The sequence below is a fragment of the Streptosporangium sp. NPDC049078 genome, from assembly GCF_040648855.1.
GTDB lineage: Bacteria > Actinomycetota > Actinomycetes > Streptosporangiales > Streptosporangiaceae > Streptosporangium.
Genome location: NZ_JBEZEL010000004.1, coordinates 293813 through 320732, shown reverse-complemented (window position 1 = coordinate 320732; position 26920 = coordinate 293813). Strand labels below are relative to the sequence as shown.

At 71.6% G+C, this 26920-nt stretch carries 24 protein-coding genes; 17 read left to right on the top strand and 7 right to left on the bottom strand.

Annotated elements, in window-relative coordinates; genetic code table 11:
- Window positions 1-13 precede the first annotated feature (13 nt).
- Window positions 14-1117 carry a lytic polysaccharide monooxygenase gene (locus AB0B90_RS08515; protein ID WP_362921664.1) on the top strand — a complete coding sequence of 368 codons (1104 nt, stop codon included), beginning with the start codon at window positions 14-16 and terminating at the stop codon, window positions 1115-1117.
- A gap of 156 nt (window positions 1118-1273) precedes the next feature.
- Here AB0B90_RS08515 and AB0B90_RS08510 read toward each other — a convergent pair whose 3' ends face one another.
- Window positions 1274-1942, bottom strand: a complete 669-nt coding sequence (locus AB0B90_RS08510) for a 4'-phosphopantetheinyl transferase superfamily protein (RefSeq protein ID WP_362906426.1) — start codon at window positions 1940-1942, stop codon at window positions 1274-1276.
- Window positions 1939-2778, bottom strand: a complete 840-nt coding sequence (locus AB0B90_RS08505) for a metallophosphoesterase (RefSeq protein WP_350946374.1) — start codon at window positions 2776-2778, stop codon at window positions 1939-1941. The genes AB0B90_RS08510 and AB0B90_RS08505 overlap by 4 nt, the downstream gene beginning before the upstream one ends.
- A gap of 350 nt (window positions 2779-3128) precedes the next feature.
- On the opposite strand from AB0B90_RS08505, the gene AB0B90_RS08500 reads away from it, so the two are divergent.
- Window positions 3129-4220 (top strand): M4 family metallopeptidase, encoded by a 1092-nt coding sequence (locus AB0B90_RS08500; protein WP_362921662.1) that lies wholly within the window; start codon window positions 3129-3131, stop codon window positions 4218-4220.
- Between the two features lie 49 nt (window positions 4221-4269).
- On the opposite strand, the gene AB0B90_RS08495 is transcribed toward AB0B90_RS08500, so the two are convergent.
- On the bottom strand, window positions 4270-4632 hold the full coding sequence (locus tag AB0B90_RS08495; RefSeq protein ID WP_350946372.1) for a nuclear transport factor 2 family protein: 363 nt from the start codon (window positions 4630-4632) through the stop codon (window positions 4270-4272).
- A gap of 128 nt (window positions 4633-4760) precedes the next feature.
- On the opposite strand from AB0B90_RS08495, the gene AB0B90_RS08490 reads away from it, so the two are divergent.
- The 7 genes from AB0B90_RS08490 to plsX all read left to right on the top strand — a co-directional run bounded on the left by AB0B90_RS08490 (window position 4761) and on the right by plsX (window position 11904).
- The gene (locus AB0B90_RS08490) at window positions 4761-5384 is read left to right on the top strand and encodes a helix-turn-helix domain-containing protein (protein ID WP_362921660.1); all 624 of its coding nucleotides are present in this window, start codon (window positions 4761-4763) and stop codon (window positions 5382-5384) included.
- Between the two features lie 228 nt (window positions 5385-5612).
- Window positions 5613-5933 (top strand): protealysin inhibitor emfourin, encoded by a 321-nt coding sequence (locus AB0B90_RS08485; RefSeq protein WP_350946370.1) that lies wholly within the window; start codon window positions 5613-5615, stop codon window positions 5931-5933.
- Window positions 5934-6216: 283 nt separating this feature from the next.
- Window positions 6217-7941 carry a S8 family serine peptidase gene (locus AB0B90_RS08480; protein WP_350946369.1) on the top strand — a complete coding sequence of 575 codons (1725 nt, stop codon included), beginning with the start codon at window positions 6217-6219 and terminating at the stop codon, window positions 7939-7941.
- A 214-nt stretch (window positions 7942-8155) separates the two neighbouring features.
- Window positions 8156-8374: a hypothetical protein gene (locus AB0B90_RS08475; RefSeq protein ID WP_362921657.1), complete on the top strand. Its 219-nt coding sequence runs from the start codon at window positions 8156-8158 to the stop codon at window positions 8372-8374.
- The gene (crtI, locus tag AB0B90_RS08470) at window positions 8371-9831 is read left to right on the top strand and encodes a phytoene desaturase family protein (RefSeq protein ID WP_362921655.1); all 1461 of its coding nucleotides are present in this window, start codon (window positions 8371-8373) and stop codon (window positions 9829-9831) included. The genes AB0B90_RS08475 and crtI (AB0B90_RS08470) overlap by 4 nt, the downstream gene beginning before the upstream one ends.
- Window positions 9828-10727 (top strand): phytoene/squalene synthase family protein, encoded by a 900-nt coding sequence (locus AB0B90_RS08465; protein WP_350946366.1) that lies wholly within the window; start codon window positions 9828-9830, stop codon window positions 10725-10727. Before crtI (AB0B90_RS08470) ends, AB0B90_RS08465 begins: the two co-directional genes overlap by 4 nt.
- 205 nt (window positions 10728-10932) lie before the next feature.
- Window positions 10933-11904 carry a phosphate acyltransferase PlsX gene (gene plsX, locus AB0B90_RS08460; protein WP_350946365.1) on the top strand — a complete coding sequence of 324 codons (972 nt, stop codon included), beginning with the start codon at window positions 10933-10935 and terminating at the stop codon, window positions 11902-11904.
- Between the two features lie 177 nt (window positions 11905-12081).
- Here the strand turns inward: plsX and AB0B90_RS08455 are convergent, their stop codons facing one another.
- A complete protein-coding gene (locus AB0B90_RS08455) occupies window positions 12082-12735 on the bottom strand; it encodes a spheroidene monooxygenase (RefSeq protein ID WP_362921652.1) in 654 nt (217 codons plus the stop codon).
- A 40-nt stretch (window positions 12736-12775) separates the two neighbouring features.
- Here AB0B90_RS08455 and AB0B90_RS08450 point away from each other — a divergent pair, with 40 nt between their 5' ends.
- Entirely contained in the window at window positions 12776-13372 is a 597-nt protein-coding gene (locus AB0B90_RS08450) for a glycerol-3-phosphate acyltransferase (protein ID WP_362921650.1), read from the top strand.
- Here the strand turns inward: AB0B90_RS08450 and AB0B90_RS08445 are convergent.
- The 3 genes from AB0B90_RS08445 to AB0B90_RS08435 are packed head-to-tail and all read right to left on the bottom strand — an operon-like array spanning window position 13323 to window position 17011.
- Window positions 13323-14669, bottom strand: a complete 1347-nt coding sequence (locus AB0B90_RS08445) for a glycosyltransferase family 2 protein (protein WP_362921648.1) — start codon at window positions 14667-14669, stop codon at window positions 13323-13325. The two genes, AB0B90_RS08450 and AB0B90_RS08445, sit on opposite strands and share 50 nt — an antisense overlap.
- Window positions 14666-16132, bottom strand: coding sequence for a phytoene desaturase family protein (gene crtI / locus AB0B90_RS08440; RefSeq protein WP_362921646.1), 1467 nt, complete (start codon window positions 16130-16132; stop codon window positions 14666-14668). The genes AB0B90_RS08445 and crtI (AB0B90_RS08440) overlap by 4 nt, the downstream gene beginning before the upstream one ends.
- 54 nt (window positions 16133-16186) lie before the next feature.
- Complete coding sequence (locus tag AB0B90_RS08435; protein ID WP_362921644.1) at window positions 16187-17011, bottom strand: carotenoid biosynthesis protein; 825 nt, start codon at window positions 17009-17011, stop codon at window positions 16187-16189.
- 362 nt (window positions 17012-17373) lie between these two features.
- On the opposite strand from AB0B90_RS08435, the gene AB0B90_RS08430 reads away from it, so the two are divergent.
- The 7 genes from AB0B90_RS08430 (at window position 17374) to AB0B90_RS08400 (ending at window position 26920) form a co-directional block, all read left to right on the top strand.
- Complete coding sequence (locus AB0B90_RS08430; RefSeq protein ID WP_362921642.1) at window positions 17374-18948, top strand: AMP-binding protein; 1575 nt, start codon at window positions 17374-17376, stop codon at window positions 18946-18948.
- A gap of 71 nt (window positions 18949-19019) precedes the next feature.
- Window positions 19020-20588 carry an NAD(P)-binding domain-containing protein gene (locus tag AB0B90_RS08425; protein WP_362921640.1) on the top strand — a complete coding sequence of 523 codons (1569 nt, stop codon included), beginning with the start codon at window positions 19020-19022 and terminating at the stop codon, window positions 20586-20588.
- Window positions 20589-20653: 65 nt separating this feature from the next.
- Window positions 20654-21892: an alpha-hydroxy acid oxidase gene (locus AB0B90_RS08420; protein WP_362921638.1), complete on the top strand. Its 1239-nt coding sequence runs from the start codon at window positions 20654-20656 to the stop codon at window positions 21890-21892.
- A complete protein-coding gene (locus tag AB0B90_RS08415; RefSeq protein ID WP_362921636.1) occupies window positions 21883-23442 on the top strand; it encodes a cytochrome P450 in 1560 nt (519 codons plus the stop codon). The genes AB0B90_RS08420 and AB0B90_RS08415 overlap by 10 nt, the downstream gene beginning before the upstream one ends.
- A 28-nt stretch (window positions 23443-23470) precedes the next feature.
- Window positions 23471-24811: a cation:proton antiporter gene (locus AB0B90_RS08410; RefSeq protein WP_362921634.1), complete on the top strand. Its 1341-nt coding sequence runs from the start codon at window positions 23471-23473 to the stop codon at window positions 24809-24811.
- 151 nt (window positions 24812-24962) lie between these two features.
- Window positions 24963-25652, top strand: coding sequence for a response regulator transcription factor (locus tag AB0B90_RS08405; protein ID WP_350946354.1), 690 nt, complete (start codon window positions 24963-24965; stop codon window positions 25650-25652).
- Window positions 25649-26920 carry a HAMP domain-containing sensor histidine kinase gene (locus AB0B90_RS08400; protein WP_350946353.1) on the top strand — a complete coding sequence of 424 codons (1272 nt, stop codon included), beginning with the start codon at window positions 25649-25651 and terminating at the stop codon, window positions 26918-26920. The genes AB0B90_RS08405 and AB0B90_RS08400 overlap by 4 nt, the downstream gene beginning before the upstream one ends.

Here is a 26920-nt window from a genome sequence, read left to right as displayed (position 1 = left end):
AGACCTTCACACGATGAGGTCACGTACGCTCCGACTTCTGCGCGATCAAGTGCACGTGTCCGACGGCGTCACCGTCCACCGAGTCTCGGTCTGGCGGATGGTCGTCGCGGCCGCCGTCGCGCTCGCGACCGCGCTCATGTTCACCACCGTGCTGGCGGGCCCCGCCTCGGCGCACGGCTCGATCAGCGACCCGCCTTCGCGCAACTACGGCTGCTGGGAGCGCTGGGGAGGTGACTTCCAGAACCCGGCCATGGCCCAGCAGGACCCGATGTGCTGGCAGGCCTGGCAGGACAACCCCAACGCGATGTGGAACTGGAACGGGCTGTTCCGCGAGAACGTCGGCGGCAACCACCAGGGCGCGATCCCCGACGGGCAGCTGTGCAGCGGCGGCCGGACCGAGAACGGCCGTTACCGGACCATGGACACGGTGGGCGCGTGGAAGACCGTGGACCGTCCCTCCTCGTTCACGATGAACCTGCTGGACCAGGCCTCGCACGGCGCGGACTACATCCGCGTCTACGTCACCAAACAGGGCTTCAACCCCAAGACCCAGGCGCTGAAGTGGAGTGACCTGGAACTCGTCAACGAGCTGGACAGGAGGCCGACGGGCACCAGCACGGCCATCCCGGTGAACGCGCCCGGCCGTACCGGCCACCACATCGTCTACACCGTCTGGCAGGCGAGCCACCTCGACCAGTCGTACTACTTCTGCAGTGACGTCAACTTCACCGGCGGCACGAACCCCACCCCGACTCCCACGCCCACTCCGACCCCCACTCCGACTCCCACGCCCACTCCGACCGTGACCCCGACCCCGGGTCCCGGCGGCTGCTCGGCCACCTACCGCGTCACCTCCCAGTGGTCCGGTGGCTTCCAGGCCGACGTGAGCGTGACCGCCGGCTCCAGGGCGATCACCGGCTGGACGGTGAACTGGACCTTCGCCAACGGCGAGAGGATCAGCTCGTCCTGGAGCGCGACCGTGACCGCGAACGGATCCGCGATCACCGCCCGCAACGCCGCCTACAACGGCTCGCTGGGCGCCGGCGCCTCCACCACCTTCGGATTCATCGGCTCCGGCTCCGGTAACACCCCAACCCTCACCTGCACGGCGACCTGACCCTCTCCCGCCGAGCGGGCACACGTCGGCCCGCCGCCGAAAGGCGGCGGGCCGACGACGCCTGGAAACCGCACGCGTAGCGGGCGGGAACCTCCGCTCTTCAAGACGAAGCGGAGGTCAACGGGAGTCCCGACCTCCCGCAGGGGACGTCGCGGACTATCCCGTCGCGGCCTGTCTCGGCGCGGACTTTCCCGGCACCGCGATGGAGGTCACGACCAGGCCGTCGGAGACCAGCCAGCGGCCGGTGAAACCGGTCAGCTCCCGGCCGTCCACGACGGGGCCGGGGACGAGGAGGCGGGCGGTGAACGTACCGGAGGGGGAGAAGACGAGGTGGGCCTCCTCGAAGCCGAGCCAACGCCTGGCCAGCGGGAACCACGCCTTGTAGACGCTCTCCTTGGCGCTGAACAGCAGCCGGCCCCAGTGCACGTCGTCGTTCAGCCGCTCCAGCGCGGCCCGCTCCTCGGGCAGCGAGACCGCCGGCAGGATGCCGTCGGGGAGCGGCTCGTGAGGCTCGGCGTCGATGCCGATGGTGAGCGCGTCGCGGGAGACGGCCGCCGCACGGTATCCGGCGCAGTGGGTGATGGCGCCCACCACCCCGTCCGGCCACACGGGGGCGCCGCGCTCACCGGGCAGGATCGGCGCGGGCGGCAGTCCGAGCTCGGCCAGGGCCTGACGCGCGCAGTGGCGCGCGGTGCCGAACTCGCGCCGCCGCTTCTCCACCGCGCGGGCGACGGCCTCCTCCTCCTCGGGGAACAGCACGACGTCCGGCGGGTCCTCGAAGCGTTCCGAACTCGCCACCCACGGCGGCAGGATCTTCTCGATCACGAGGCGGCCTTCGGGCTGGGCAGGATGCGCCTCAGCTGACCGGGCGCGGTGGACCTGGGACGCCACTCGCGGGGATAGCCCAAGGAGACCTCCTCGAAGCGGATACCGTCGTGCCAGGTGGTCCTGGGGATGTGCAGGTGACCGTAGACGACCGCGGCGGCGTCGAAACGCAGGTGCCAGTCGGCGGTGCGCTCGGTGCCGCACCAGATCGCGAACTCCGGGTGGTACAGGATCAGGGTGGGTTCGCGCACCAGCGGGTAGTGGTTGACCAGCACCGTGGGCACCCCGGGCGGCCTGGCCTCCAGGCGCCGTTCGGTCTCGGCGATCCTGGCGTCGCACCAGGCGTCCCTGGTGGGGTACGGGTCGGGGTGCAGCAGCATCTCGTCGGTGCAGACCACCCCCTTGTCGTACGCGCGGGCGAGCGCCGCCTCCTTCGTGGCCACACCGGGCATGCGGAAGGTGTAGTCGTACAGCACGAACAGCGGGGCGACGGTGACCGGGCCGCCGGGGCCGGTCCAGGTGAGGTAGGGGTCCTCGGGCGTCGCCACCCCCAGGTTCCGGCACACCTCGACCAGGTGCCGGTAGCGCTCCTCGCCGCGCAACTGGACGGGGTCGCTGGGGTGGGTCCACAGCTCGTGGTTGCCGGGCGCCCACACCACCTTCTCGAACCGTTCGGCGAGCAGTCCCAGGGTCCACTCGACGTCGGAGACCTTCTCCGAGACGTCCCCGGCGACCAGCAGCCAGTCGGAGGCGGAGGTGGGCCGCAGCTTCTCGACGATGTCGCGGTTCTCCTGGTAGCCGATGTGCAGGTCGCTGATGGCCAGCAGTGACGTCATGCGCGGCCCGTCCTCCGAGAAGCGGTGTCTCGCGGCGCGAGTCGCGTGCTTCGCGAGCCGGTCTCTCCCCGCGCGAGGCCCGTCACCGGTGTACCCGTCATCGGTGAGCCGAGCCGATCGCCGTGCGTCGTCACCGTGAGCGCCCGCACCGTCCCCTCGTTCTCTTCCACGTTTCCCAGCACCGCCGCCTCCGTCTCGCCCTCTTCCCCGGGCGCGGTCACGACCCCGTGATCGTCGAGCAGAAGAACCCTCTCACGACCGCTCCCGTGGGCACACCCCAGTCCACCCCCGAAGGCATCAAGTATGGCAATACTCATACAGTTTGAGCAGGCGGTGACGATCCTTAACACATGACGACATTCGACAGCATGCCCCAGTGCTGTATCGCACCTCCCGACCTGCTTGCGGCGGTCGCCGAACACGGAACCCCCGCCGAGCGGGAGGCCGCACTCAGGACCCTCGCCACCTCGGAAAGCGCCCGCGCGCAGCGCGCCTCGTTCGGTGGCGCGCTGCGTCAGCTCAGTCTCACCCTCTCCGACGTCGAGCCCGCCCCCGGCATGGTGCGTACGGTCTACGACGTCGAGAACGGCGGCGACTTCGACCTTCCCGGCAGGAAGAGGCGCGGGGAGGGCGAGCAGCCGTCCGGTGACGCGGCGGTCGACGAGGCCTACGAAGGGGCGGGCCTCACCTACGACTTCTACCGGCGGGTCTTCGGGCGCGACAGCATCGACGGGCGAGGGCTGGAGATCGTCTCCTCGGTCCACTACGGGACCGACTACGACAACGCCGCCTGGATCGGCTTCCAGATGATCTATGGTGACGGCAGCGGGCAGATCTTCACCAAGGGCTCCCTCACCCGGGCCGTCGACGTCGTGGCGCACGAGCTGACCCACGGCATCACCCAGTTCACCGCGCACCTGGTCTACAGCAAGCAGCCCGGCGCCCTGAACGAGTCGTTCTCCGACGTCTTCGGGTCGCTCGTCAAGCAGTACGGCAGGGGACAGACCGCGGAGCAGGCCGACTGGCTCATCGGTGACGGCATCCTGGGCAGCGCCCTGCGGGGAACGGCCCTGCGCTCGATGAAGGCGCCGGGGACCGCCTGGTCGACCCCGGCCGGGGGAGGCGACCGCCAGCCGGGACACATGCGCGACTACGTGGACCTGCCCGACGACGGCGACCCCTCCAACGACCACGGAGGCGTCCACCTCAACTCGGGCATCCCCAACCACGCCTTCTACCTCGCCGCCACCGCCATCGGCGGCAACGCCTGGGAGCGCGCCGGACGCGTCTGGTACGTCACGCTCACCGAGCGGCTCCGGCCGCGCTCCGATTTCCAGGAGGCGGCGGAGGCGACCGTGGAGGTGGCCGGGGAGCTGTTCGGCGCGGACGGGGACGAGCAACGGAAGATACGCGCCGCGTGGCAGCAGGTCGGAGTCCTCTAGAAGCCGTTCGAGGTTCGAAACCCGGAGGAACCTGTGAGGCCGCGGGGCCTCAGTGACGTGGGTCGGGGCCCTCGGTGACGCCCCAGGTCTCCGCGAGTCGGCCGTCGTCGATGCGGAAGATCTCGATGAGCACGGGCCGGGCGTCGCCACCCGGGGCCGCCATCCCCTCAACCGACGAGCGGACGGCGACCTTGTCACCGTCGATCAGGATGTCGTCGGCGACAACGCGCATGGCCGGAAACCGGGCGACGACCTGGACCCAGGCCTCCTTGCCCGCTTCGAACCCGGTGGCGCCAAGCGGGTGGTTGAGGAAGTCGGGGGTGAACAGTTCGGCGGCCTGGTCGAACTGCCGGGTGTTGAAGCATTCCTGCATCCGCAGCACCAGGGCGCCGGCTTCCTCACGTGTGGTCATCGAAGGGACCTCCTCGTGTTCGGTGGGATCCGCCCCATGGCGAAACGACGCGACCGCATAAGCGGGGCGTCGCCCCGTTTAGATGTGGACAGCATACGGGGCGTCGCCCCGGTTAGGGTAGGCGTGAGATGTCCAGCCGAACGCCTGAACACATTCCAGCCGAGTCGCAGACGGCTCCCGTGCACGACCGGGAGCTACGGGCCGACGCGCGTCGCAACCGTGAACAGGTGCTGCGGACCGCGCAGCGGTTGTTCGCCTCGCAAGGCCTCGGCGTCTCGCTCGATGAGATCGCCCGCCGCGCGGGTGTCGGTCCCGGCACCGTCCACCGGCACTTCCCCAACAAGGAAGCGCTGTACCTCGCCGTCGCGATCGACCAGATCAGACAACTGGTCGCCGAGGGAGAGGCACTCACCGGTACCGACGATCCAGCCGCCCTGTTCACGCTGTTGTCCCGGATGATGGCCTCGGGCGCGGAGAACGCGGCGGTGAAGAGCGCGCTCACGGCCGCCGAGTTCGACCTGCGCGACGCCGCTCCGGACGCCGCCGCCGACCTCACGCACCAGGTCGCGCACCTGCTCGATCGCGCCCGTCGCGCCGGCGTCGTACGCCACGACGTGACGGTCGAGGAGGTGATGGCGATCGTCGCCGGTGCCTTCGCCGCGATCCGACACGCCGACGCGGACACCGACCGCGAACGCTCCGCGCGCATCGCTCGAATCATCCTCGACGGACTACGACCCCAACCCCGGTGACAAGGACCTCCCTGCCTGTCACACCGCACCGTGAGCACCCGTCTGTACGGGGGCCTTCCCCGAGCTCGGCATCACCTCGCACGCAACTGCGCGACGCCCTGATGGATACGTCAGGCGACTGATGTTCGGGTTTGTCGCGCGCGACATATCGGCGCCGCGCGCCGTCATCGCCCAGGAAACCCCGCGCGGGACCGGCCGGGCCGCGCGGGCCGGTCTAGGATCGCGTCCATGAAGGTCTCGGTCGTCCGGGGAGGCGGCATCGCCGGCCTCGTCACGGTCACCACGGTCGACTCCGCGTCGCTGGCGCCGGACGACGAGACCGAGCTGCGCACCCGGGTGGAACGGGCCGGGCTGTCCGGCGTGCCGGAGCGGCAGGTGGGCGCCGAGGGGCGGCCCGACCGTTTCGACTACGAGCTCACCGTCGAGGACGGCGGCCACGTGCTCACGGCACGCGCACGCGAGGGCGACCTGTCGGGCGCGCTCCGCGCGCTCATCTCGTACGTGACCTCACTGCCGGGACGGCAGGAGCGAATCGGCCCGCCCGGCTGACCTCCCGCCCTGTCTTTTGCCGCTTTTTCGGTCTCATTCCTGTTATTTCACAACAGGTTTGACGCGCGAGACTCCATGCCGTCGTCGTTTTCGGCGCGAGAATTCCCTCGTAACGGTTCACTGATGGCATGATTCGCCAATGTGTGCAGTTCACAGGGGTGACGGGGTTCCCCGGCTCCTGTTGGTTTTATTGCGCATCGGCGGCAAATGTGTCCACGTATGAATTGCTTGGTGCGCGTGAAATCACATTTGCGGGGAGCTCTTTGGATATGCGGAGGTATATGTGAAACGCGTCATCGTCACCGCGGCCGTCGTCCCCCTCGCGGCGGCCACGTTGGTATCCCCGGCGCAGGCCCGGCGGGCGGTCGCCGAACCGGTCGTGGAGGCCGAGTACGTCGTCCTCTACACCGAGGGCGCGCGCCCGGCGGACGCCCGGCAGGCCATCAGGGCGGCGGGCGGAAGCATCCTCAGGGAGAACACCGCGATCGGCGTCGCCACCGTCAAGACGGCGAACACCGACTTCGCCGAGGCGGTGCGCGACGCCGCCTCGATCGACGACCTCGCCCACAACCGGTCCATCGGCAGCGTGCCCTCCGCCGGGAGGGGAGCGGCGGGCCACGCGGCCGTGCGGGCGAGCGCCGTGGAGAAGGCCGGTGACGGAGCCCTGGCCGCCTCCACCTTCGGCGCACCCGCGCCCGCCGCGGAGCCGCTGTCGGAGCTGCAGTGGGACATGAAGCAGATCCACGCGACCGTCGACGGCTCCTACCACCACCAGCAGGGCGACCCGGGCGTGCTGGTCGGTGTCATCGACACCGGTGTCGACGGCTCCCACCCCGACATCGCCCCCAACTTCAACCGCGAACTGAGCCGTAACTTCACCGTCGACATTCCCGTCGACGCCGACGGCAAAAAGGTCGACGGCCCGTGTGAGGAGGAGCCGGACCGCTCCTGCGAGGACCCGGTGGACGTCGACGAGAACGAGCACGGCACCCACGTGGCGTCGTCGATCGCCTCCCCCATCAACGGGATCGGCATATCGGGCGTGGCGCCCAAGGTCTCGATCGTGAGCCTGCGGGCCGGCCAGGACTCGGGATTCTTCTTCCTGCAGCCCAGCGTCGACGCGCTGACCTACGCCGGTGACATCGGCGTCGACGTGGTCAACATGAGTTACTACATCGACCCGTGGATGTTCAACTGCGTCGACAACCCGGCGGACTCTCCGGCCGACCGGCAGGAACAGGCCACGATCATCAAGGCGATGCAGCGGGCGCTCACCTACGCGCACAACAAAGGGGTGACCCTGGTGTCCGCGGCGGGCAACGGGGCCTTCGACTACACCAAGGAGATCGTCGACACCTCCAGCCCCGACTTCGCCGGTGTGCCCGGCGAGTCGCCCCACTCGCGCACGATCACCCCGAGCTGCGTCTCCATGCCGAGCGAGGCCAAGCATGTGATCTCGGTGTCCTCGACCGGCATCAGCGGGCGCAAGGCGTACTACTCCGACTACGGCAACGGCTACATCGACGTCTCCTCCCCGGGCGGGGACGTCTACGACACCGCGAACGGCGACCGCGACGTCACCGGGGCGACACTGGCCGCCTATCCCAAGTCGCTGGCCGAGGCGCGCGGCCAGCTCAACCCCGACGGCACGCCCAACGTCACCAACGTGGTCCGCAGCTGCAAGGACGACGTCTGCGGCTACTACGTGTATCTCCAGGGCACCTCGATGGCCTCTCCCCGCGCGGCCGGGGTCGCCGCGCTGATCGTGAGCGAGTACGGCCGGCGCGACCGGGTGCACGGAGGCAGGACGCTCCGTCCCACCGTCGTGGAGAGGGTCCTCAAGGGCACCGCCACCAGGACGCCCTGCCCCACCCCGCCCGCCCACACCTACACCCGGCACCTGCCGGACGGCAGCACGGCGACCTCGACGCAGACGTGTGAGGGAAACGCGTCGCGAAACGGCTTCTACGGCTACGGGATCGTCGACGCCCTCCGGGCGGTCCGCTGACCCGAACGGCGAGGCCCGGCGTCCGCCGCGTGGCGGACGCCGGGCCTCGCCGTTTTTACGCCTTCTTGCGCCATGGGTTGACTTACCCGCAGCCCGGCCCGGGGATGGATCTTCAGATGCCACCGGTCACGGGCCATCCGCCTGCCGTCGGACAAACGCATCCAGACGTGGTGTCGCTTGCGAAGTCCTCTGTGGACGAGAAGGAGTGATGCCCATGGCCGCCGTCACGCGTGGGACCGACCGGTCCCGTGAGCGGATGGACCCCCATCCGGGACGGAAGGCGACCCCGCCCGCCCGCACCCAGGCCGACGCGCCGCCGCAGGTCACCGGCGGGAGAGTGACGGATCCGGCCGTACGGGCGGCCGGCGTACTCGTCGCGGGTGTGGACGGGCCGGCCGGTGCGGGAGACCCGGTGACGAGGAGGGGCGCGTGAGCCCGGTCGTGGTGATCGGCGCCGGTCTCGGAGGTCTCGCCGCCGCGGTCCGGCTCGCCGCCGCCGGACGGGACGTCACGATCGTGGAGGCGAACGAGGTGCCGGGCGGCTGCTGCGGTACGGCCACCCTCGGCGACTACCGCTTCGACACCGGTCCCTCGGTGCTGACCATGCCGGAGGTCCTGGCCGACGTCTTCGCCGCCGCCGGACAGGACATGGAGAGCATGCTTCCGCTGCGGCGCCTGGACCCGTACTACCGGCTGCGCTACCACGACGGCTCCCACCTGGACGTGGTGGCCGGGGAGGAGGCGATGACCGAGCGGGTGCGCGCGCTGAGCGGCGCCGCGGAGGCCGCGAGATACCGGCGTTTCCGCGCCAGGCTCGGCGAACTCTTCGACATCGAGTGGCCCGCGTTCATCGACCGCGACATGACGAGGCTGCGCGACCTCGCCCAGCCCCGCGTCCTGGCGCGCCTCGCGGCCCTGGGCGGCTTTCGCAGCATGGACGCCCTTGTCAGGAGCCACCTCACCGACCACCGGCTGATCAAGGCGCACACCTTCCAGGCCCTGTACGTGGGCCTGCCGCCCCGCCAGGCGCTCGGGATCTACGCGGTCATCGCCCACATGGACACCGTCGGGGGCGTCTTCTTCCCGCGCGACGGCGGGATGCACGCCATCCCGGTCGCCCTGGCGGCGCTCGCCGAGAAGACGGGCGCGCGCATCCGGTACGGTGTCCGCGCCGTGAAGGTCGAGTCCGGATCCTCCGGAGTCTCCGGGGTGAGGCTCGACACCGGGGAGCGCCTCGCGGCCGGCAACGTCGTGGTCGCCTGCGACCTGTCCCGTGCCCACACCGGGCTGCTCCCGAAGGGCGCGGGCGACTGGCGGCTCCGCCGGCCCCGCTACTCGCCCTCCTGCCTGGTCATGCACTTCGGTCTGGACCGCCGCCTGGCCGGGCAGGCGCACCACACCCTGCACTTCGGCAGACAGTGGGAGGCCACCTTCGACGCGCTGCGCGCCGGGAGGCCACAGCCCGACCCGAACCTGCTGGTCACCTACCCCGAGTCCGACACCGGCGCCGCGCCGTCGGGCCACGCCACCCTCACCGTGCTGGAACCGACCGCGAACCTGCGCGGCGGCGCCGACTGGGAGCGGCTCACCCCGAAACTGGAGGACCGGCTGTTCGGCAGGCTCGCCGACCTCGGTTACGGCGATCTGTCCGCCGCGCCGAGGCTCACCATCGACCCGCCCGCCTGGGCGCGGCTCGGCCATTCGGCGGGCACCCCGTTCGCGCTGGACCACCGCTTCGCGCAGACGGCCTGGTTCCGGCCGGCGGGGGCGGCCAGACGCGTCCCGGGACTGCACTTCGCCGGGATGTACACCGCGCCGGGGGTCGGGGTGCCACCGGTGCTGATCTCCGGCCGGCTCGCCGCGGAACGCGTACTGGAGACCCCCCGATGACCCTGACCGCCAGTTACGAACTCTGCCGCAGGCTCAACGCCCGGCACGGCCGCTCCTACTACCTGGCGACCCTGCTGCTCCCCGGCTGGAAACGCCCGCACGTGCACGCCCTGTACGGTTTCGCGCGCTACGCCGACGAGATCGTGGACTCCTTCACGATGACCGGCGACCGGGCGCGGGCGCTCGACGACCTGTCCGCCCGGCTCACCGCGGCTCTGGCGGGCGAGGCCACCGGCGATCCGGTGCTTCCCGCGTTCGCGCAGACCGTGCGCTCCTTCGGCATCGACCACCGCGACATCGAGGCGTTCCTGAGCTCGATGCGGGCCGATCTGACCGTCGCCCGCTACCCGACCTACGACGACCTGCTCGGCTACATGGAGGGCTCGGCCGCGGTGATCGGCACCATGATGCTGCCCGTTCTCGAACCGCTGCCCGGCATGGAGGAGAAGGCCCGCGAACCGGCTCGCCAGCTGGGGCTGGCCTTCCAGCTGACCAACTTCCTGCGTGACGTCGCCGAGGACCTGGAACGCGGCCGGGTCTATCTTCCGATGGAGGACCTGGACAGGTTCGGGGTGAAGGTCGCCGATCTGGAGGGCGGCGTCACCACCCCCGAACTGCGCGAGCTGCTCGCCTTCCAGGCCCGGCGGACCAGGGACCACTACGCGCGGGCCGAGGAGGGGTTCGCCATGCTGACCCCCTCCTCCCGGCCGTGCATCCGAGCGGCGTTCGAGCTGTACGGAGGCATCCTCGACCGGATCGAGGCCGCCCGCTACGACGTCCTCGGCGCGAGGATCGCCGTACCCCGGCGACGGCGACTGTCGATCTTCGCGCGGCACCTGCTCGCGGCGTCCGCGGCCGACCGCGCCGAACGCCGCGTGATCGTCGAGATTCCTTGAACCGGCGGTCGGACGTGTCGCGAGTTTTCCGGTCGTGAGGTCGTTCGACGAGAGGCCGTCGAGGGGAGTGGGTGCGGGTTCGGGGCCGTCGGTCGCGAGGGCGTCCGGTGAGAGGCCGTTCGGCGCCGTCCTCTCTCGCCGCCGCTGTTGTCGCTGTCGCTGTTGTCGTTGTCGTTGTCGTTGTCGTTGTCGTTGGGAGAGTGTGATGTCAGAGCCTGTGGTCGTTGACGCGATGGGCGGGGACCACGGACCGGTCGAGACGGTCGCCGGGGCGGTGGCCGCCCATCGCGAGCTGGGGGTCCCCGTGCTGCTGGTGGGCAGGGCGGGGGCCATCCGTGCCGAGCTCGACCGGCACGGCGCCGTCTCCGAGATCGGCGTGGTGCACGCAGAGGACGTCGTCCCGATGACCGAACGGGGCGCGGGAGCGGTCTCCTCCACCACGACGAGCCTCACGGTCGGCTGCGATCTCGTACGGCGAGGAGCGGCATCGGCCTTCGTGTCGGCAGGGTCCACGGGCGCGGTCGTCTCATGTGCCATCCGTGGCATCGGCCGCGCCCCGGGCGTCCTGCGGCCGGCCCTGGCGATCGCGCTGCCCTCGGTCACCGGCGGCGCCACCGTGCTGATCGACGCGGGAGCCACCTCCGACCCCACCCCGGAGATGATCGCCCAGTTCGCGCTGCTCGGGGTCTCCTACGCGCAACTCGTGCTCGGCGTCGCCGACCCGTCGGTGGGACTGCTGTCGATCGGCTCGGAGCCCGGCAAGGGCAACCGGCTGACCCGCAGGGCCGGTGAGCTGCTTCCCGCACTGCCGTTCCGCTTCCACGGCAACGTGGAGGGCCACGACGTGCTCGCGGGCACCGTCGACGTGATCGCCACCGACGGCTTCACCGGCAACGTGGTGCTCAAGAACGTCGAGGGTTCGGTACGGGCCGCGCTGACGCTGGTGGCGCGCTCGGGGATCGCCGGGGCCGAGGAACTGAAGACGGTGGCCGACCGCTACGACCCCGAGACCCACGGCGGGGCGGCGCTGCTCGGGCTGAGCGGCACCGTCGTCGTCGCGCACGGCTCCTCGCGGGCGGCGACGATCGCGCGTGCCTGCGCGGTGGCCCACGACCTCGCCGAGGGCGGGGTCGTCACCCGCTTCGGCGACCATCTCACCGCGGGCCCCGCTCGGTGAACGGGGGCGGGCGGGCGGGTGCTCCCGAGTTCCCGGACGCGATGCGGGCGTCCCACCATGGTGTCCACCTGTTGAGCGGGGGTGCTCCCGTGCTCGCGGTGCGCGCGTCTCACGGTGATGTCCGCGCGTCGGGCGGGGGAGGGACCCCGGTCCCGGGGCAGGACGGGCCGGGGTGGGTCAGGCCAGGGGGTCGGCGCCGTCCCAGGTGCCTTCGCTGGCGTAGGGGGAGAACCGGGCGAACAACTCCTCCGAATACCAGTCCTCCTCACGTGTCCTGCCGATCACGCGCCGGTGCGCGGCCCCCTTGTGGGCGAAGTCCCGCACCGCCGCGGCGTCGCGCCACAGCGAGAACGTGCCCTGCCTGGCCAGCGGCCACTCGCCGACGCCGACCGAGGCGAGGCAGCCGTCCTGCTCCGCCAGCAGGCGGTCCACCTCGGGAACCGAGCGGTGGAACGCCGTCAGCCGGGAGGGCCGGATCGACGCGCGGGTCAGCACGGCGAGGGGACCGCCGGGACCGCCGGGGGCGATCCCTGGCGTACTCGCGGGAAGCGGGCCGAACGGCTCCACCCCGTTCCAGCTGCCACGTGAGGCGACGGGAGCGAGCCGCACCTGCCAGGACTCCCGTGCCTCGCGCCGCCAGCGCGCCACCACCGGAGACGCGTCCAGGAAGCGGTCCAGGGCCCGCTCGTCGCGCCACACCGCGAGCAGGGCCCAGCGGCGCAGGTCCGCCCCGATGCCTGTCGACGCTCCGCGCCCCGAGCCGAGCAGCCGCCAGAACACCAGCCCCGGCGTTCTTCTCAGCACCGGGCGGTCGAACGCCATGTAGCGCATAGCCCTAAGATCCGCATATTTCGTGAGGTGGAAGGAAGCGATGGTTCCTCTGCTCGTCTCGGTCATCGGCGGCTACCTTCTCGGGTCCGTACCGGTCGCCGTGCTGGTCGCCCGCGCGTACGGGTTCGACCCCCGGGAGGTCGGCGACCGCAACCCCGGCTTCTGGAACGTCAGGGAGCGGCTCGGCTGGCGGGCCGCCGTACCGGTCTTCGCGGGCGACATGCTCAAGGGCACGCTCGCGGGCCTGCTCGCCCTGTTGGTCAGTGGCACGCACCTCACCTGGCCCGGCGGGGTGAACGGCGACAGCACGGTGCCGGTGTATCTCGCGGTGGCCGCGGCCATGGCCGGGCACGCCTGGCCGGTCTTCGCCGGGTTCAGGGGCGGCCGCTCGATCCTCACCTTCGCGGGCGGCTTCGCCGTCATCTGCCCGCCGGGCTTCCTGCTCGGCGTGGCCGCCCTGATCGTGGTCGCCCTGGCGACGCGGTCGTTCGCGATCGGGGCGCGCGTCGGTGTCTTCGGCCTTCCGCTGCTGCAACTGCTCTTCGCGCCGATCGGGTACGTGGCCGGGACGGGGTTGCTCATGTGCCTCATCGGGCTGCGCTTCGGTCAGGCGGCGCGGAGTTCCCGCCCTTCGTGACCCGGCCCGGCCACGTGGCCGTCGGACCCGGCCGGGAACGCGTGGCCGTCGTGACCCGCTCCGGCGGCATGGTCGTCGCGTCCGGTCCGGGACGTTCGCCCGTCGTGGCCTGCTCCGGCGGCGTACCCGTCGTGACCTGGCCGAGGCGGGAGACCGTGGTGGTCGCCGGGTAGGTACGGCCCCGCCAGCTGCGCACCGGGCGCAGCGTGGCCTGCGTCAGCCGCAGGGCCGCCAGCGGGTCGAGCAGTGGGGAGAGCAGCACGCCCGGACCCGGCCGCGTGTAGCTGCCGCGCAGCGCACCGGCGAGCAGCGACCGTACGGTCAGCAGGGCCAGGTCGAGCCGGGTGGGACGGCCGGTCACCAGCCGCAGCACGGGCAGCGCGGCGGTGAGCCAGACCACGGCCAGGTCGGCGGCCTGCCAGCCGGGCGCGGTGACGTCGCGCAGCGACAGCGACCGCCCCCACTCCCGCCACACCTCGCCGGCCGAATCGTGCATGTCGACCTCCAGCAGCCCTCCGGCGTCCAGGAATCCCACGGACCATCCGTCCGCCGCGAGGGTCCTGGCCAGTGCCACGTCGTCGGCCATGTGCCCGCGTACCCGCGCGAATCCCCGGGCGTCCAGCATCGCCGTGCGACGGAAGGCCGTGCACTGGCCGTTGGCCACCGTGCGGTGCGGGGCCGGGGGAGCCGAAGGACCGATCGGGCCGAAACGGTAGACGAGCGTCGCGAGGAACGACGCGTGCAGCGCCTGCTCGGCCACTCCCTCGCACACGAACCTGGGTCCCGCGCTCACCAGGTCGTACTCTCCCAGGGCCGCGGTGAGCGCGCCGACGAGCCCCGGCGCGGGTCTGGCGTCGGCGTCCAGGGTCACCACGACGTCGCCTCCGGCGGCCTCGACCCCCTGCTTCAGCGCCCACTGCTTGCCCACCCAGCCCTCGGGCAGCGGCGCTCCCGCGATGACCTTCGCGCCGAGTTCGGCCGCGAGGCACGCGGTGCCGTCGCGTGACTCGTCGTCGACGACGACGATCTCCGCGACGTCCGGATCGGCGAGCAGCGCCGACAGGCACGGGCCGATGCGGGCCTCCTCGTCGCGGGCGGGGATCACCACCGAGACGCGCGGCGGCGCCGTCCGGGCGGGAGCCTGCCCAGGCAGGCGGTCTCGTGCCGCCTGGGCGTGAGTCGGCGCGGACAGGCGGTCTCGCGTGACGGTGAGCGGGGGCAGGCGCTTCCGCCCTCTGGCCAGCCGTACCGCCACGACGAGTGCGGCGGCGGCCTGCAGAGCGGTGAGGACTCTCATCGCCGGGCCTCCACGCCGGGACGTTCGGGAGAGGCGGAGGGGAAGTCCTTTCGTACGAGCGAGGCGACGATGCGGGCGCCCATCGCGACCAGCGGCAGCCCGCCGCCGGGATGCGCCGAGCCGCCCACCAGGTACAGGCCGCGCCGGGGACCTCGGTTGCCCGGGCGGCGGAAGGGCGCGAGCCTGCCCGAGTAGGCGCCGCCGTAGATCGAGCCGCCCCACGAGCCGTACCGGTCGCGCAGGTCGGCGGGGGTGAACAGGTCCACGAAACGCAGCCGTCCCGACAGGTCGTGGCCCCTGCTCGCCAGGCGTTCGAGCACCAGGTCCCGGTACGACTCGGGGGACATCGGCCACCGGCCGGGGTCGCGGGCGGGGACGTTGACCAGCATGACCCAGTTCTCCGTGCCCGGCGGGGCCTGCGAGGGGTCGTCCACGACCGAGCAGCCGATGTAGACGGTCGGGTCCTCCGGTGGCCTGCGCCGCCGGAAGATGTCACCGAACTCCCGCTCGTAGTCGCCGGAGAAGACGATCGAGTGGTGGCCGAGCCCTTCTGTCCTGCCCTCCACCCCGGCCAGCAACAGGAACGCCGAGGAGGAGGTGCCGAGCGCGGCGATGCGCCGCAGCCGCCGCCGGTCGGGCAGCAGTTGCCCGTACAGCGCGGCGGCGTCGGTGTTGGCGACCACGATGTCGGCGCGCTCACGCTCGCCCGAGGCGAGCCGCACCCCCGTGACCCGTTCGCCGTCGGTGAGCACCCGGGTCACCTCCGCGCCCAGGACGACCTCCACCCCGGCCTTCTCCAGCAGCGGGACCAGGGCGTCGGCGATGCGGGGCAGCCCTCCGGGAACGTACCAGCCGCCCTCGCCGTGCTCGATCGCCGGGACGCACCCCAGCGCGGCCGGGGCACGGTACGGGTCGGAGCCCGCGTAGGTCGCGTAACGGCCGACGTACTGGCGCAGGCGCGGGTCGGTGAAGAAACGACGGGCCAGGCCGTCGAGGGTCCGGCCGGGTGCCACCGCGAGCAGGTCGGACAGGCGGGCCTCGGTAGGTGGTTGGGTGAGCGGTCCGGTGAAGAAGGTGCGACGCGAGGCGTCGAAGCAGCCTCGCGCCCAGTCGTGGAAGGCGAGCCAGGCGCGACCCTCGCCGGGCGCGAGCCGGTCGACCTCGGCGGCCATCCGCGCCGGGTCGCGGTACGCCGCCAGCGTCGAGCCGTCGGCGAAGCGGTAGCGGCACAGCTCGTCGAGCTCCACCAGGTCGAGCTCCAGCCCGAGGTCGGTGAAGACGCCGGGCAGGGTGAGCAGGGAGGGGCCGATGGAGAAGGTGAAGCCGTCCCTGGTGTGCTCGGCGAGCTTGCCGCCCAGCCGGGGGAGCCGCTCGTACAGACGCACCCGATGCCCCTGTTCGGCCAGTAGCAGCGCGGAGACCATGCCGCCGACGCCGCCGCCTATCACCGTTGTCTCAGGCATTCGTGCCCCCTTCCGGCGAGTCCGATGAATCCGATGGGGTCGATGGGTGCGGTGTCATGCCCGGCCCGCCTCGGAATCAGGCCTTCCGCGGCGTCCGCGCCTCCAGGCGAGCAGGGTGAACAGGCCCATCGAGAGGCCACCGGCCGTGGCCACCAGCGGGTCCGTCGGGTCGAAGACGAACGCGAAGCCGATCGTCTCCATGACCGCCATCACCGTGTAGACCGACACCAGCCCGGCGTTCCACGTCGCCGGTTCGGTGAGTACGCCCTCCAGCAGGGCCATGACCAGCAGGGAGACGACGAACCAGCCCACGAAGTTGCTGATGGGGACGTCCCGGTAGGGACCGGGGTCATGCCAGACCCACAGGTCCAGCCGCATCATCTGCGGGTCCAGGAACAGGTCCCAGGCGGTGAGGGCGAGCGCCCCCGTGACGATCCGCGCGGCCCTGCTCCCCGGCGCGATGGCGGCGGCCACGGCGTGGGCCGCGAGCCCCATGCCACCCCACGCCACCGCCACGATCACCGGCACCCCGCCGAGCGCGGGCTGGAGAACGTCGGTGTAGTGGTAGGCGCCGAACGGCACGCCCGTCCTGATCCCGATCCACTCGGCGGCGTACCCGGTCGCGACCACGGCCGCGAACGCCGCGAAGACCCTGGCGGGGGAGTGGGTCGCGCAGGCGAAGGCGAGCGCGCTCGCCGCGAGCAGCAGGACGACGACGCTGGTCAGCAGGATCGGCCGGGTCTGCAGTCCCGTGGCGACCTGCGCGACGAGCATCGCGCCCAGCAGCGCCGTGCCGATCGCGCTCGCCGCGCCTGCCCGCGCTCTCACCGGCGAAGGCCGCTCCCGCACCGCGTCGTGCCCGGATCGTCCGCTGCTCATCTGATGGCTGTGCCCCATGGACGGTCATTCGATCGGTCGGGCGCGGTCAGATTCACTTTGAGGTCACGATTCCTACCGGGTTTCCGTGACGCCGGATTTCCGGGGCCCGCCCGGAGACCGGAGACCGGAGACCGGAGACCGGCGGGCGAGGGCTCTGATGATTCTCTGATCTGCGCTGTCTAGCTTCGTGATGGGCGGCATGCCGACCGTACGACGGCATGCCGCCTCAGGGGGCGGAAAGCCACCGCAGGGACCCACGAGGGTCCGGGAAACGCCCCCGGAAGAACCCCGGCGAAGATCCCGGAGAGATCCGGAATCGAGAAGACGCCGCGGTGACCCGCGTGAGACCAGAGGAGCCGAGCATGAGTGTTCCCGCCGAGCCGCCGTTCCCGTACCCCCTTCTCGAAGCGCTGCGGAACTCGCCCGGCGCCCCGGCCTTCGAGCAGGGGGACAGGATCGTTTCGCGAGGTGAGCTGCTGGAGATCATCCGGCGGCTGGCGGGGGCGATGCTCGATGCCGGGCTGGGCCCGGGCAAGGCCGTCGCCGTCAGCACGGGCGTCACCCCCGAGGCGTTCGCCGCCCACATCGCCGCCTACACCCTGGGCTGCCGGGTGGTGGGAGTCCGGCCCGGTTACCCGGCGGCCCAGCTCGCCCATGTGCTCGGGATGGGAGTCGACGCCCTCCTCGTCGACCGGTCCACCGTGACGCCGGATCTGCTCGGGGCCGCGGGCCCCATCACGCTGCTCTCGCTCGGGCCGTGCCCCGCGCCGGGCGGGCGCTCTCCCCTTGCGGCGATCGACCTGCTCGCCGACACCGGCGCCGACGAGAAGCGACCCCTCGTCGCCGCGGCGCGTCCGGACGACGTGGCCGCCCTGAGCTTCACCAGCGGCAGCACCGGCCGCCCCAAAGGCTGCGCGATCACCTACCGCGCGCTCGGCGAGCACTGGTCGTGGCAGCCCCGCGTGTGGTCCCCGCTCACGAACGAGCTCGCGGGAGCCTTCGAGCGCTACCTGCTGTTCGGCACCATTTCCAGCATGGTGGTCCTGGACTTCCTGGGGCTGTGCCTGCTGGGCGGGGGCACCGCGGTGATCCCCGAGGACGACGGCAAGCCCCTGTTCCCGTACGCGATCGAACGCCACCGGATCACCGGCTCCATCATCACCGTGCCCCGGCTGTACCAGATGCTCGACCTGCTCAGGGACGAGCCGGTCGACGTCGGCTCCCTGCGCGCGCTGATGGTGGCCGGATCGCCGATCGGCCCCGGGCGGCTGGCGGAGGCGGTGGACCGGCTCGGGCCCGTGGTCTACCAGGGGTACGGGCAGACCGAGGTGGGCCTGATCTCGGTGCTCACTCCCGCGGACATCGCCGCGTTCCCGGCCTACGCCCTGCCCTCGGTCGGCCGACCGTACTCGGGTGTCGAGATCAGCGTGCGCGACGAGGAAGACCGTGAGGTGGCCGCGGGGCGCACCGGTGAGATCTACGTGCGCACCCCGTACCTGATGTCGGGTTACTGGGAGGATCCGAAGGAGACCGAAGACACCCTGCGGGACGGTTGGGTGCGCACCCGGGACCTCGGCAACCTGGACGAGAGGGGTTTCCTGCACCTCGTCGGCCGCACCCGCGACGTGATCCTGGTCAACGCGATGGTGGTGTACGCGGGGCCCATCGAGCGGGTGCTGGCCGGCCACCCCGACGTCGCCGAGGCGTACGTGGCCGGGGCCCCGGACGAGGTGACGGGAGAGGCGGTCCACGCGTTCATCGTGCCGGCCGAGGGCCGGGTCCCCGACTGCGACGCGCTGGCCGCGCTGGTGGGCGACGAACTCGGCGAGAACAGCGTCCCCTGGACGATCACGACGCTGTCCTCCGTCCCGGTCGCCGCGAGCGGCAAGCCCGACAAGCGCGCGCTGCTGGACCTGCTCGACCGGCGGGCTCTCTGATCCTTCTCTGAGAATTGCCCGCCAACACTGATGGCGTCCGTTCGACCAGATCGCTGTGACGGAGGTTGTACGTGCCGGACAATGCCCTGGACTACGTGGTGATCGGTGCAGGACCCGCGGGGCTGCAGCTGGGATACCTTCTCGCCAAGGCGGGACGGAACTATCTGATCCTGGAGGCGGGCCCCACGCCGGGCACGTTCTTCCAGACCTTCCCGCGCCACCGCCAGCTCATCTCGATCAACAAGAAGTACACCGGTTCCGACGATCCAGAGCTCAACCTCCGGATGGACTGGAACTCGCTGCTGTCGGACGACCCCGGCCTGCTGTTCACCCGCTACAGCGACCGCTACTTCCCGCACGCCGACGACATGGTCCGCTATCTCGCCGACTTCGCCGCCGCCTGCGACCTGCGCGTCACCTACGACGCCCGCGTCACCCAGGTCACCCGCGCCTCCGGCAACGGCCACTTCCTGGTGACCGACGAGCGCGGCCGGACCTACGAGGCCAGACGGCTGGTCGTCGCGACCGGGGTCAGCCGTTCCAACATCCCGCCGATACCGGGCATCGAGACGGCCGAACCCTACGGCACCGTCTCCACCGACCCGTCCGAATACATAAACCAGCGGGTGCTCGTCATCGGCAAGGGCAACTCGGCGTTCGAGACGGCCGACAGCCTGGTCGAGACGGCCGCGGTGATCCACGTCTCCGGGCCGAACTCCGTCCGGATGGCGTGGCGCACCCATTTCGTCGGGAACCTGCGCGCGGTCAACAACAACTTCCTCGACACCTACCAGCTCAAGTCCCAGAACGCGCTGCTGGACGGTGACGTCAAGCGGATCGAGCGCCAGGCCGACGGCTCGTACCTGGTGACGGTGAGTTTCGTCCGCGCCGACGAGGTCACCAAGGACATCCCGTACGACAGGGTCATCGTCTGCACCGGCTTCCGGATCGACGCCTCGATCTTCTCCGACGAGTGCCGCCCGGACCTGATGATCAACGACAGGTTTCCCGCGCTCACCCCCTCCTACGAGTCGGTCAACGTGCCCGACCTCTACTTCGCGGGGACCCTGACGCAGTCCCGCGACTTCAAGCGCGGCACCAGCGGGTTCATCCACGGCTTCCGGTACGGCACCCGGGCACTGCACCGCGTCCTGGAGAACAGGTACCACGATGCCCCGTGGCCCGGCCGTGAGCTCCCGGCCGAGCCGGAGGCGCTCGCGGAGGCGGTGCTCGAACGGGTCAACCGCAGTTCGGCGCTGTGGCAGCAGTTCGGGCTGCTGGGCGACGTCATCGTCCTCGACGGCCAGGGCGGGGCGCGCTACATGGAGGAGCTGCCGGTCGACCTGGAAGGTCCGCCGATCGGCGACGGCGGCCACTTCACGATCACCTTGGAGTACGGGCCCGAGCACGACAAGGTCGACCCTTTCGACATCGCGGTGGGCCGGATCCGGCAGAACGACGCCGAGCGCGCCGCCGAGGGGCACTATCTGCACCCGGTCGTGCGCCACCACCGGGCCGGCGCGCCGCCGGCCGTCCACCACGTCACCGAGAACCTGGAGAACGAGTGGACCTCCAGGGAGGTCCATGTCGAACCGCTCCGCGCGTTCTTCGCCCGCCAGACCGCCTCGGTACCGGCGTGACGAACGTGAGGACGCCGGACATGGTCCCGCACCTGATGCACCTGATGGGCGTGGGGAGGAGGGACGTGGCGGATGATCCCTTCCCGCACGTGCCGGACGTGGTCCCGCACGCGGCGGACGCGAGGGCGCCGGACGTGGCGGATGAGCGCCTCCCGCCCCTGGCGGACGGGAGCACACGGTCGACTGTGACCCCGACGACCCCGACGACCCCGACGACCCCGACGACCCCGACGGACCCGGCGGACCCGGCGGACCCGGCGGCCCCGTGGACCCCGCGCGAGTTCGAGGCCGCGGCCCGTGCGCGCCTCGCCCCCGAGCACTACGACTACTTCGCGGGCGGCGCGGGGGACGAGGTCACCGTACGGGCGAACGAGGCCGCCTTCGACAGGCTCTCCCTGGTGCCTCGGGTGCTGCGCGGCGCGGGGAGGCCCAGGACCGACGTCACCCTGCCCGGCGGCCGGGCGGCGATGCCCGTGCTGGTGGCGCCGACCGCGTTCCACCGGCTCGCCGACCCCGAGGGCGAGCGGGCCACCGCGCGGGCGGCGGCCCGCACCGGGACGATCATGATCGTGAGCATGGCCTCCACCGTCGCCGTCGGAGAGGTGGCCGCGGCGGCGCCGGAGGCCACCCTGTGGTTCCAGCTCTACGTCCAGCCGGACATGGCCTTCACCGAGACGCTCGTGCGGCGCGCCGAGGCGGCCGGGTGCCGGGCGCTGGTCGTCACGGTGGACTCACCGGCCCGTGGCCTGCGGGACCGGGAGCGGCAGCACGGCTTCCACGACCTGCCGGAGGGGATGGCCTGCGAGAACCTGCGCGACGGCGGGCGGGTACGGCCGATCGTCATGTCGCCGGAGATCTCCTGGGAGCACATCGACCGGCTCAGGGAGATGACGGCGCTCCCGATCGTCCTCAAAGGGGTCGCGCACCCCGCCGACGCGCGCCTCGCGCTCGACCACGGGGTCTCGGGGCTGATGGTGTCCAACCACGGCGGCCGCCAGCTCGACACGATCCCGGCCGCCGTCGACCTGCTGCCCGAGATCGTGGCCACCGTCGGCGGGGCCGTCCCGGTGCTGATGGACGGAGGCGTACGGCGCGGCACCGACGTGCTGAAGGCGATGGCGCTGGGCGCCGGCGCGGTCGCGGTCGGCCGTCCGGTGATCTGGGGTCTGGCCGCGGACGGCGAGCGCGGCGTGACCCGCGTGCTCGACCTCCTCCGCTCGGAGGTGGAGCACGCGCTCACCCTGTGCGGCTGCGCGTCGGTCCACGACCTCGATCCGGGCATGGTGCGACGGTCATGCCGGTGACCGCGCCGGTCAGGGCGGCGGTGATCGCGGCCGGTGCCGTCGCCGTGCTGAGCCTGCCCCGATGGCTCCCGGCCAAGGTGGTGGCGTTGCGGACGCGGGTCTTCGCCCGGATCAACGGGGAGGAGGGGATCACCGTCCCCGGGGACCTGGTCGGCGTCGAGAGGTTCAGGGAGATCTACTCCCACCCGGCCGCGAACGGCCGCAGCAGGGGAGCCGCGCTGTCGGACCTGTTCTGGTACTGGCTCTCGCCCGGCGCCGAGCTGCACCAGGAACACCTCGAGGAGGGAGAGCGCTACGACGCGGTCGCCCGTGCCACGCGCGGCTTCCTCTCCGTGCCGCGCGTGGCGGCCGAGGAGCTCACCCGACGCTGCGTCGCCCGGACGCTGCGGGACGCGGGTGGACTGGTCCGGCTGCGCGACCTGATGATGCCGGTCTGGGCGGAGTTCTACTACGAACTCGTCTTCGGCGAGCCGTGCCCGCCGACGGCGCGCGACCTGATCGTGGCCAACGCGGACGACGTCGTCACCGCGCTCAAGTGCTGCGGGCTGCGGCACATGGACCGGCGCGACCGGCTGACCCGGTATCTCACCGGCCTGCTGCCCCGGGTGCGAGACCGGCTCCCCGCGGGGCTGTCGGCCAGGGAGCAGGCCCTCTATCTGCAGGGGACCTTCTTCAACACCGCGGTCGTCCAGATGTCGGAGGCGACGGCCCACCTGCTGATGGTCCTCGCCCAGCACCCGGAGATCCAGGCCGAGGTGCTCGTGGGCGACGATCGCCACCTCGACCGCGTCATCTCCGAGACGCTGCGGCGCTACCCGCTCTTCGGCGTCGCCCACCGTGTCACCACCGGCGACATCTCCCTCGACGAGGGCACGACGATCCCGACCGGCTCGGTACTGTGCTTCGACTATCCCGCCTTCCACCGCGAGGGCTTCTCCGATCCCGATCGTTTCGACCCCGGCCGTTTCGCCACGGACCGCTCGCACGCGAACTACTCGCACCTGGACCGCTCAGGCCAGGTCCCTCCGGAACCGGACCGCCCGGGCCGAGGCGGCCGGCCGGACCGCTCGGGGCGGGGCGACCGGCCGGGCCACTCGGACGGGAGCGGCCCCGCCCCGGACCTCCCGGCCCCCGGCTGTCCCGTCTCGGGCCGTGCCCGCCCGGACCGGCCCGCGGTCCGGGAGCTCAACCACATCCCGTTCGGCATCGCCGCGAACCGTCCCTGCCCCGCCTGGCGGCTGGCGCCGATCACCATGCGGGTCGCGGTGCGGGAGGTCCTGCGCGCGTACGCCCTCGACACCTCCGCCTCCCACACCCGCTCGATGCCGAACCGGGGACCGTGCCTGCTCGTTCCGAGGGGCGCCCGAAGGGGGGCGGCCCATCGGGCGACGCTGGTGTTCGTGCGGTTCCGCGACCGCTGGGAGGACGTCTGGCGCAGCCTGGTGCAACTCGTCCTCGGCACCTACATGGTCTGGGACGCGCGCGAGCAACGGCTGTGTGAGCGCCACTTCGCGGAGGCCGACCGCCTGGCCGCCGCAGAGAGCAGATGATCACCCGGACCACGAGCGGAGAAACGGTATGCCCACCCTGGCACAGGTCGCCGCCGGTGACCCGAACCTCGAACTGATCCTCAAGGTCCTGCCCGCGCTGGTCGTCATCCTGGTGGCCGCGGCGATATGCGGCCGGCTGGCGCTCATGATGATGCAGCCGCGCGTCCTCGGCGAGATGGTCGCCGGTGTCCTCCTCGGCCCGACGCTGTTCGGCCAGTTGTTTCCCGAGGCGCAGGCGGCCGTGTTCCCCGCCGAGGTCAGGCCGGTCCTGTACGTGTTGAGCACCATCGGGCTGACGCTGTACATGTTCCTGGTGGGGGCCGGGCTCGGGCACGGCGCGGAGGAGCCAGGTCAGGGCCGCCGGGCGGCGACGCTGGCGCTCGCCGGCATCGTCCCCGCCCTCATTCTCGGCTCCTGCGTCGGCCTGCTCCTGTGGGAGATGCTCTCGCGCCCCGACGTCAGCCGGTGGGAGTTCGCCCTGTTCGTCGGGGGAGCGCTCTCGCTGACCGCGTTCCCCATGCTGGCCAGGATCCTGTACGAGCGAGGGCTGGAGAACTCCCCCCTCGGAAGGCTCACCCTGGTGGCGGCCTCTATCGACGACGCCCTCGCCTGGTGCATCCTCGCCGTGCTGTCGGCGATGCACCTCAACGCGGGGACCGGCGACGCGGCGCGCACCATCGCCCTGGCGGCGCTGTTCGCGGTGGTGATGCTGAAGGTGGTCGCGCCGCTGCTGCGGCCCCTGGGCGAGGGCGTCGCGCGGACCGGAAGGATCGGCCCCGGCGCGATGTACGTCGTCGTCATCGTCCCGCTCACCGCGGGCTGGCTCACCGACTGGATCGGGGTCTACGCGGTCTTCGGCGGTTTCATCGCCGGGCTGGCGATGCCCCGCGACCCGGCGTTCCGCCAGGCGCTGCACGGCCGCATGATGGACGTCGTCTCGACGCTGCTGCTGCCGGTCTTCTTCGCCTTCTCCGGGCTGAACACCCATCTCGACGGCATCGCCGGCGGTCCCATGCTCCTGGCGTTCGCCGCGATCCTCGCCGCGGGTTTCTGCGGGAAGTACTTCGGCTGCTCATTGTCGATGAGGGCACTGGGATTCGGTTGGCGCGAGTCCTACGCGGTGGGGGCGCTCATGAACGCGCGAGGGCTGATGATCCTCATTTTCATCAACATCGGCCTGGCACAGGGCATGATCACCGAGGAGCTCTTCGCCATTCTCGTGCTGGTGGCCATCGTCACCACCGCGGGAGCCATGCCGCTGTACAAACTGGCACTGCCGGAGCGCCACGAACGCGCCCACGGATCCGTGCCCGCCGACCGGGATCCGCGCTCCTCGGAGGAACAGGTCGAGAAATCTCTTTCCTCGTGACCGTCCGAATAGCTCAGATGCGTTGAATGCCCCAAATGCATGATAAATATCGCTTTGTGATCATCTGAACACGCTGCGGACATTGTCATGTAAGTTTCAACAATTTCGGGAAAACTGGTAATTCGGTGGGAGGAATGTCTACGGTTGCTTCGTGGCTGCGACATCGGCGATATCCAGCCCGTCCGCTGGCCGGTTGCTCCTCGTCGAGGACGACCGCGAGCTCGGGTCCATGCTGTTCGGATTGTTCACCGAGCAGGGATACAGGGTCGACCTGGCCTTGGAGGGACAGCGCGGCCTGCACCTGGGCCTGAGCCGCCCCTACGACGTGATGGTCGTCGACCGGGGCCTGCCGGCGGTCGACGGCATCGAGTTGCTGACCCGGCTGCGACGGCGGGCCGTCACCGTGCCGGTGCTCGTGCTGAGCGCCTTCGGCACGGTCGCCGACCGGGTCACCGGGCTCGACGCGGGCGCCGAGGACTACCTGGTCAAACCATTCGAGATCGAGGAGCTGCTGGCGAGGGTGCGGGCGCTGCATCGCAGGAACCTCGACCACGCCAGGCTGCTGCCGCTCGGCGCGGGCTGGCTGGACCCCGAGTCCCACGTCGTGGAGCTGCCGACCGGTGGGCAGGTGACGCTGTCGGGGCAGGAGTGCCGGCTGCTGTGCGCGCTGGCGACCCGGCCGCGGCAGGTGCACACGCGCGCCTCGCTGCGCCATCGCGTCTTCGACGGCGCCCGGACGGAGTCGATCGTGGACACCTACGTCTACTATCTGCGCGCCAAGCTGGGGGCGGACGTCGTACGCACCGTGCGAGGTGTGGGATACCGCCTGGGCGGGCTGTGAGAAGGCGTCCGCCCCACGAGCCGGAGCGCCACCTGCTGGCCCGGGCCCGCCGCCGGATCACCGCGCAGGTGGCGGGCGCGATCTCCGTGATGCTGGTGCTCGTCGGATGGCTGGCGTACTGCGTCATCGTGAGCGACCAGGAGGACTCCGCGCGGCGTGACCTCACCGTCGCGGCCCAGCGCGCCCCCCTGTCGCAGCCCCCGCCCTGCGTCTGGCTGTTCGAACTGCGGGACGGCGCCGTGCTGAGCTCTCCCGGCGCACCGACGGTGCTGCCGGTGCGCACCGCGCTGCACCGGGTCGCGGCCGGAGGCGAGCCCCAGGTCGCCCAGGTCGAGCTCGCCGGGCAGTCCTATCTCATCCGCACCCAGCGGCGTGGTGACGTGACGGTCCAGGCGGCGATGGACCTTCGCTACCAGGCCGCGGAGCGGCGCCGGTTGCTGCGCACACTCGCCGTCGCCGAGCTCACCGGCCTGCTGGCCGCGTTGATGATCGGTCAGGTCGTCGCCCGAAGGGCGATCGCGCCGCTGGGCGAGGCCCTGGCCCGCCAGCGCCAATTTGCCGCGGACGTCAGCCACGAGCTGCGTACCCCGCTCACCCGCCTGCACGTCCGCGCCCAGATCGTCGCCCGCGGGTTGCGGCGGGAGACCGACCCGCTCCTCGCCGCGGCCGAGGTCGACCAGCTGGTGAACGGCACCCGGCAGCTGGGCGACGTGGTCGAGGACCTGCTGCTGACGGCCCAGTTCGGGCAGCTGCGCAAGCCGTTCGGTCCGGTCGACCTCGCCGCGCTGGCCGAGGAGCTCGTCCTGGCCGAGACGGCTCGTGCCCAGGCGCGCGGCGTGACGATCGAGGTACGGTGCCAGGGGCCGGGCGGCCACGTCGTGCGCGGGGCGCAGTCCGCGCTACGCAGGGTGATCTCCGCGCTCCTGGACAACGCGCTCACCCACACCCGGGCGGGCGGCCACATCTGGGTGGTCCTCTCCGGCGACCCGGAGACGGTCAGGCTCGACGTCCGCGACGACGGCGCGGGCCTCGACCCCCGCGACGCCGAACGTCTCTTCACCCGGTTCGTCGGCGGGTCCCGCAGCGGGGGCCTGGGTCTCGGTCTCGCCCTCGTGCGCGAGGTGGTGGACGGCCACGGCGGGACCGTCACCGCGGACGGGCACCCGGGAGCCGGGGCGGTGTTCACCGTCCTGCTCCCCGCGGACCCCGTACCGACCGACAAGGAGGTGGGGCTGGGGGGTCCGGGAACGTCGCGCGTGGGCGTGTGA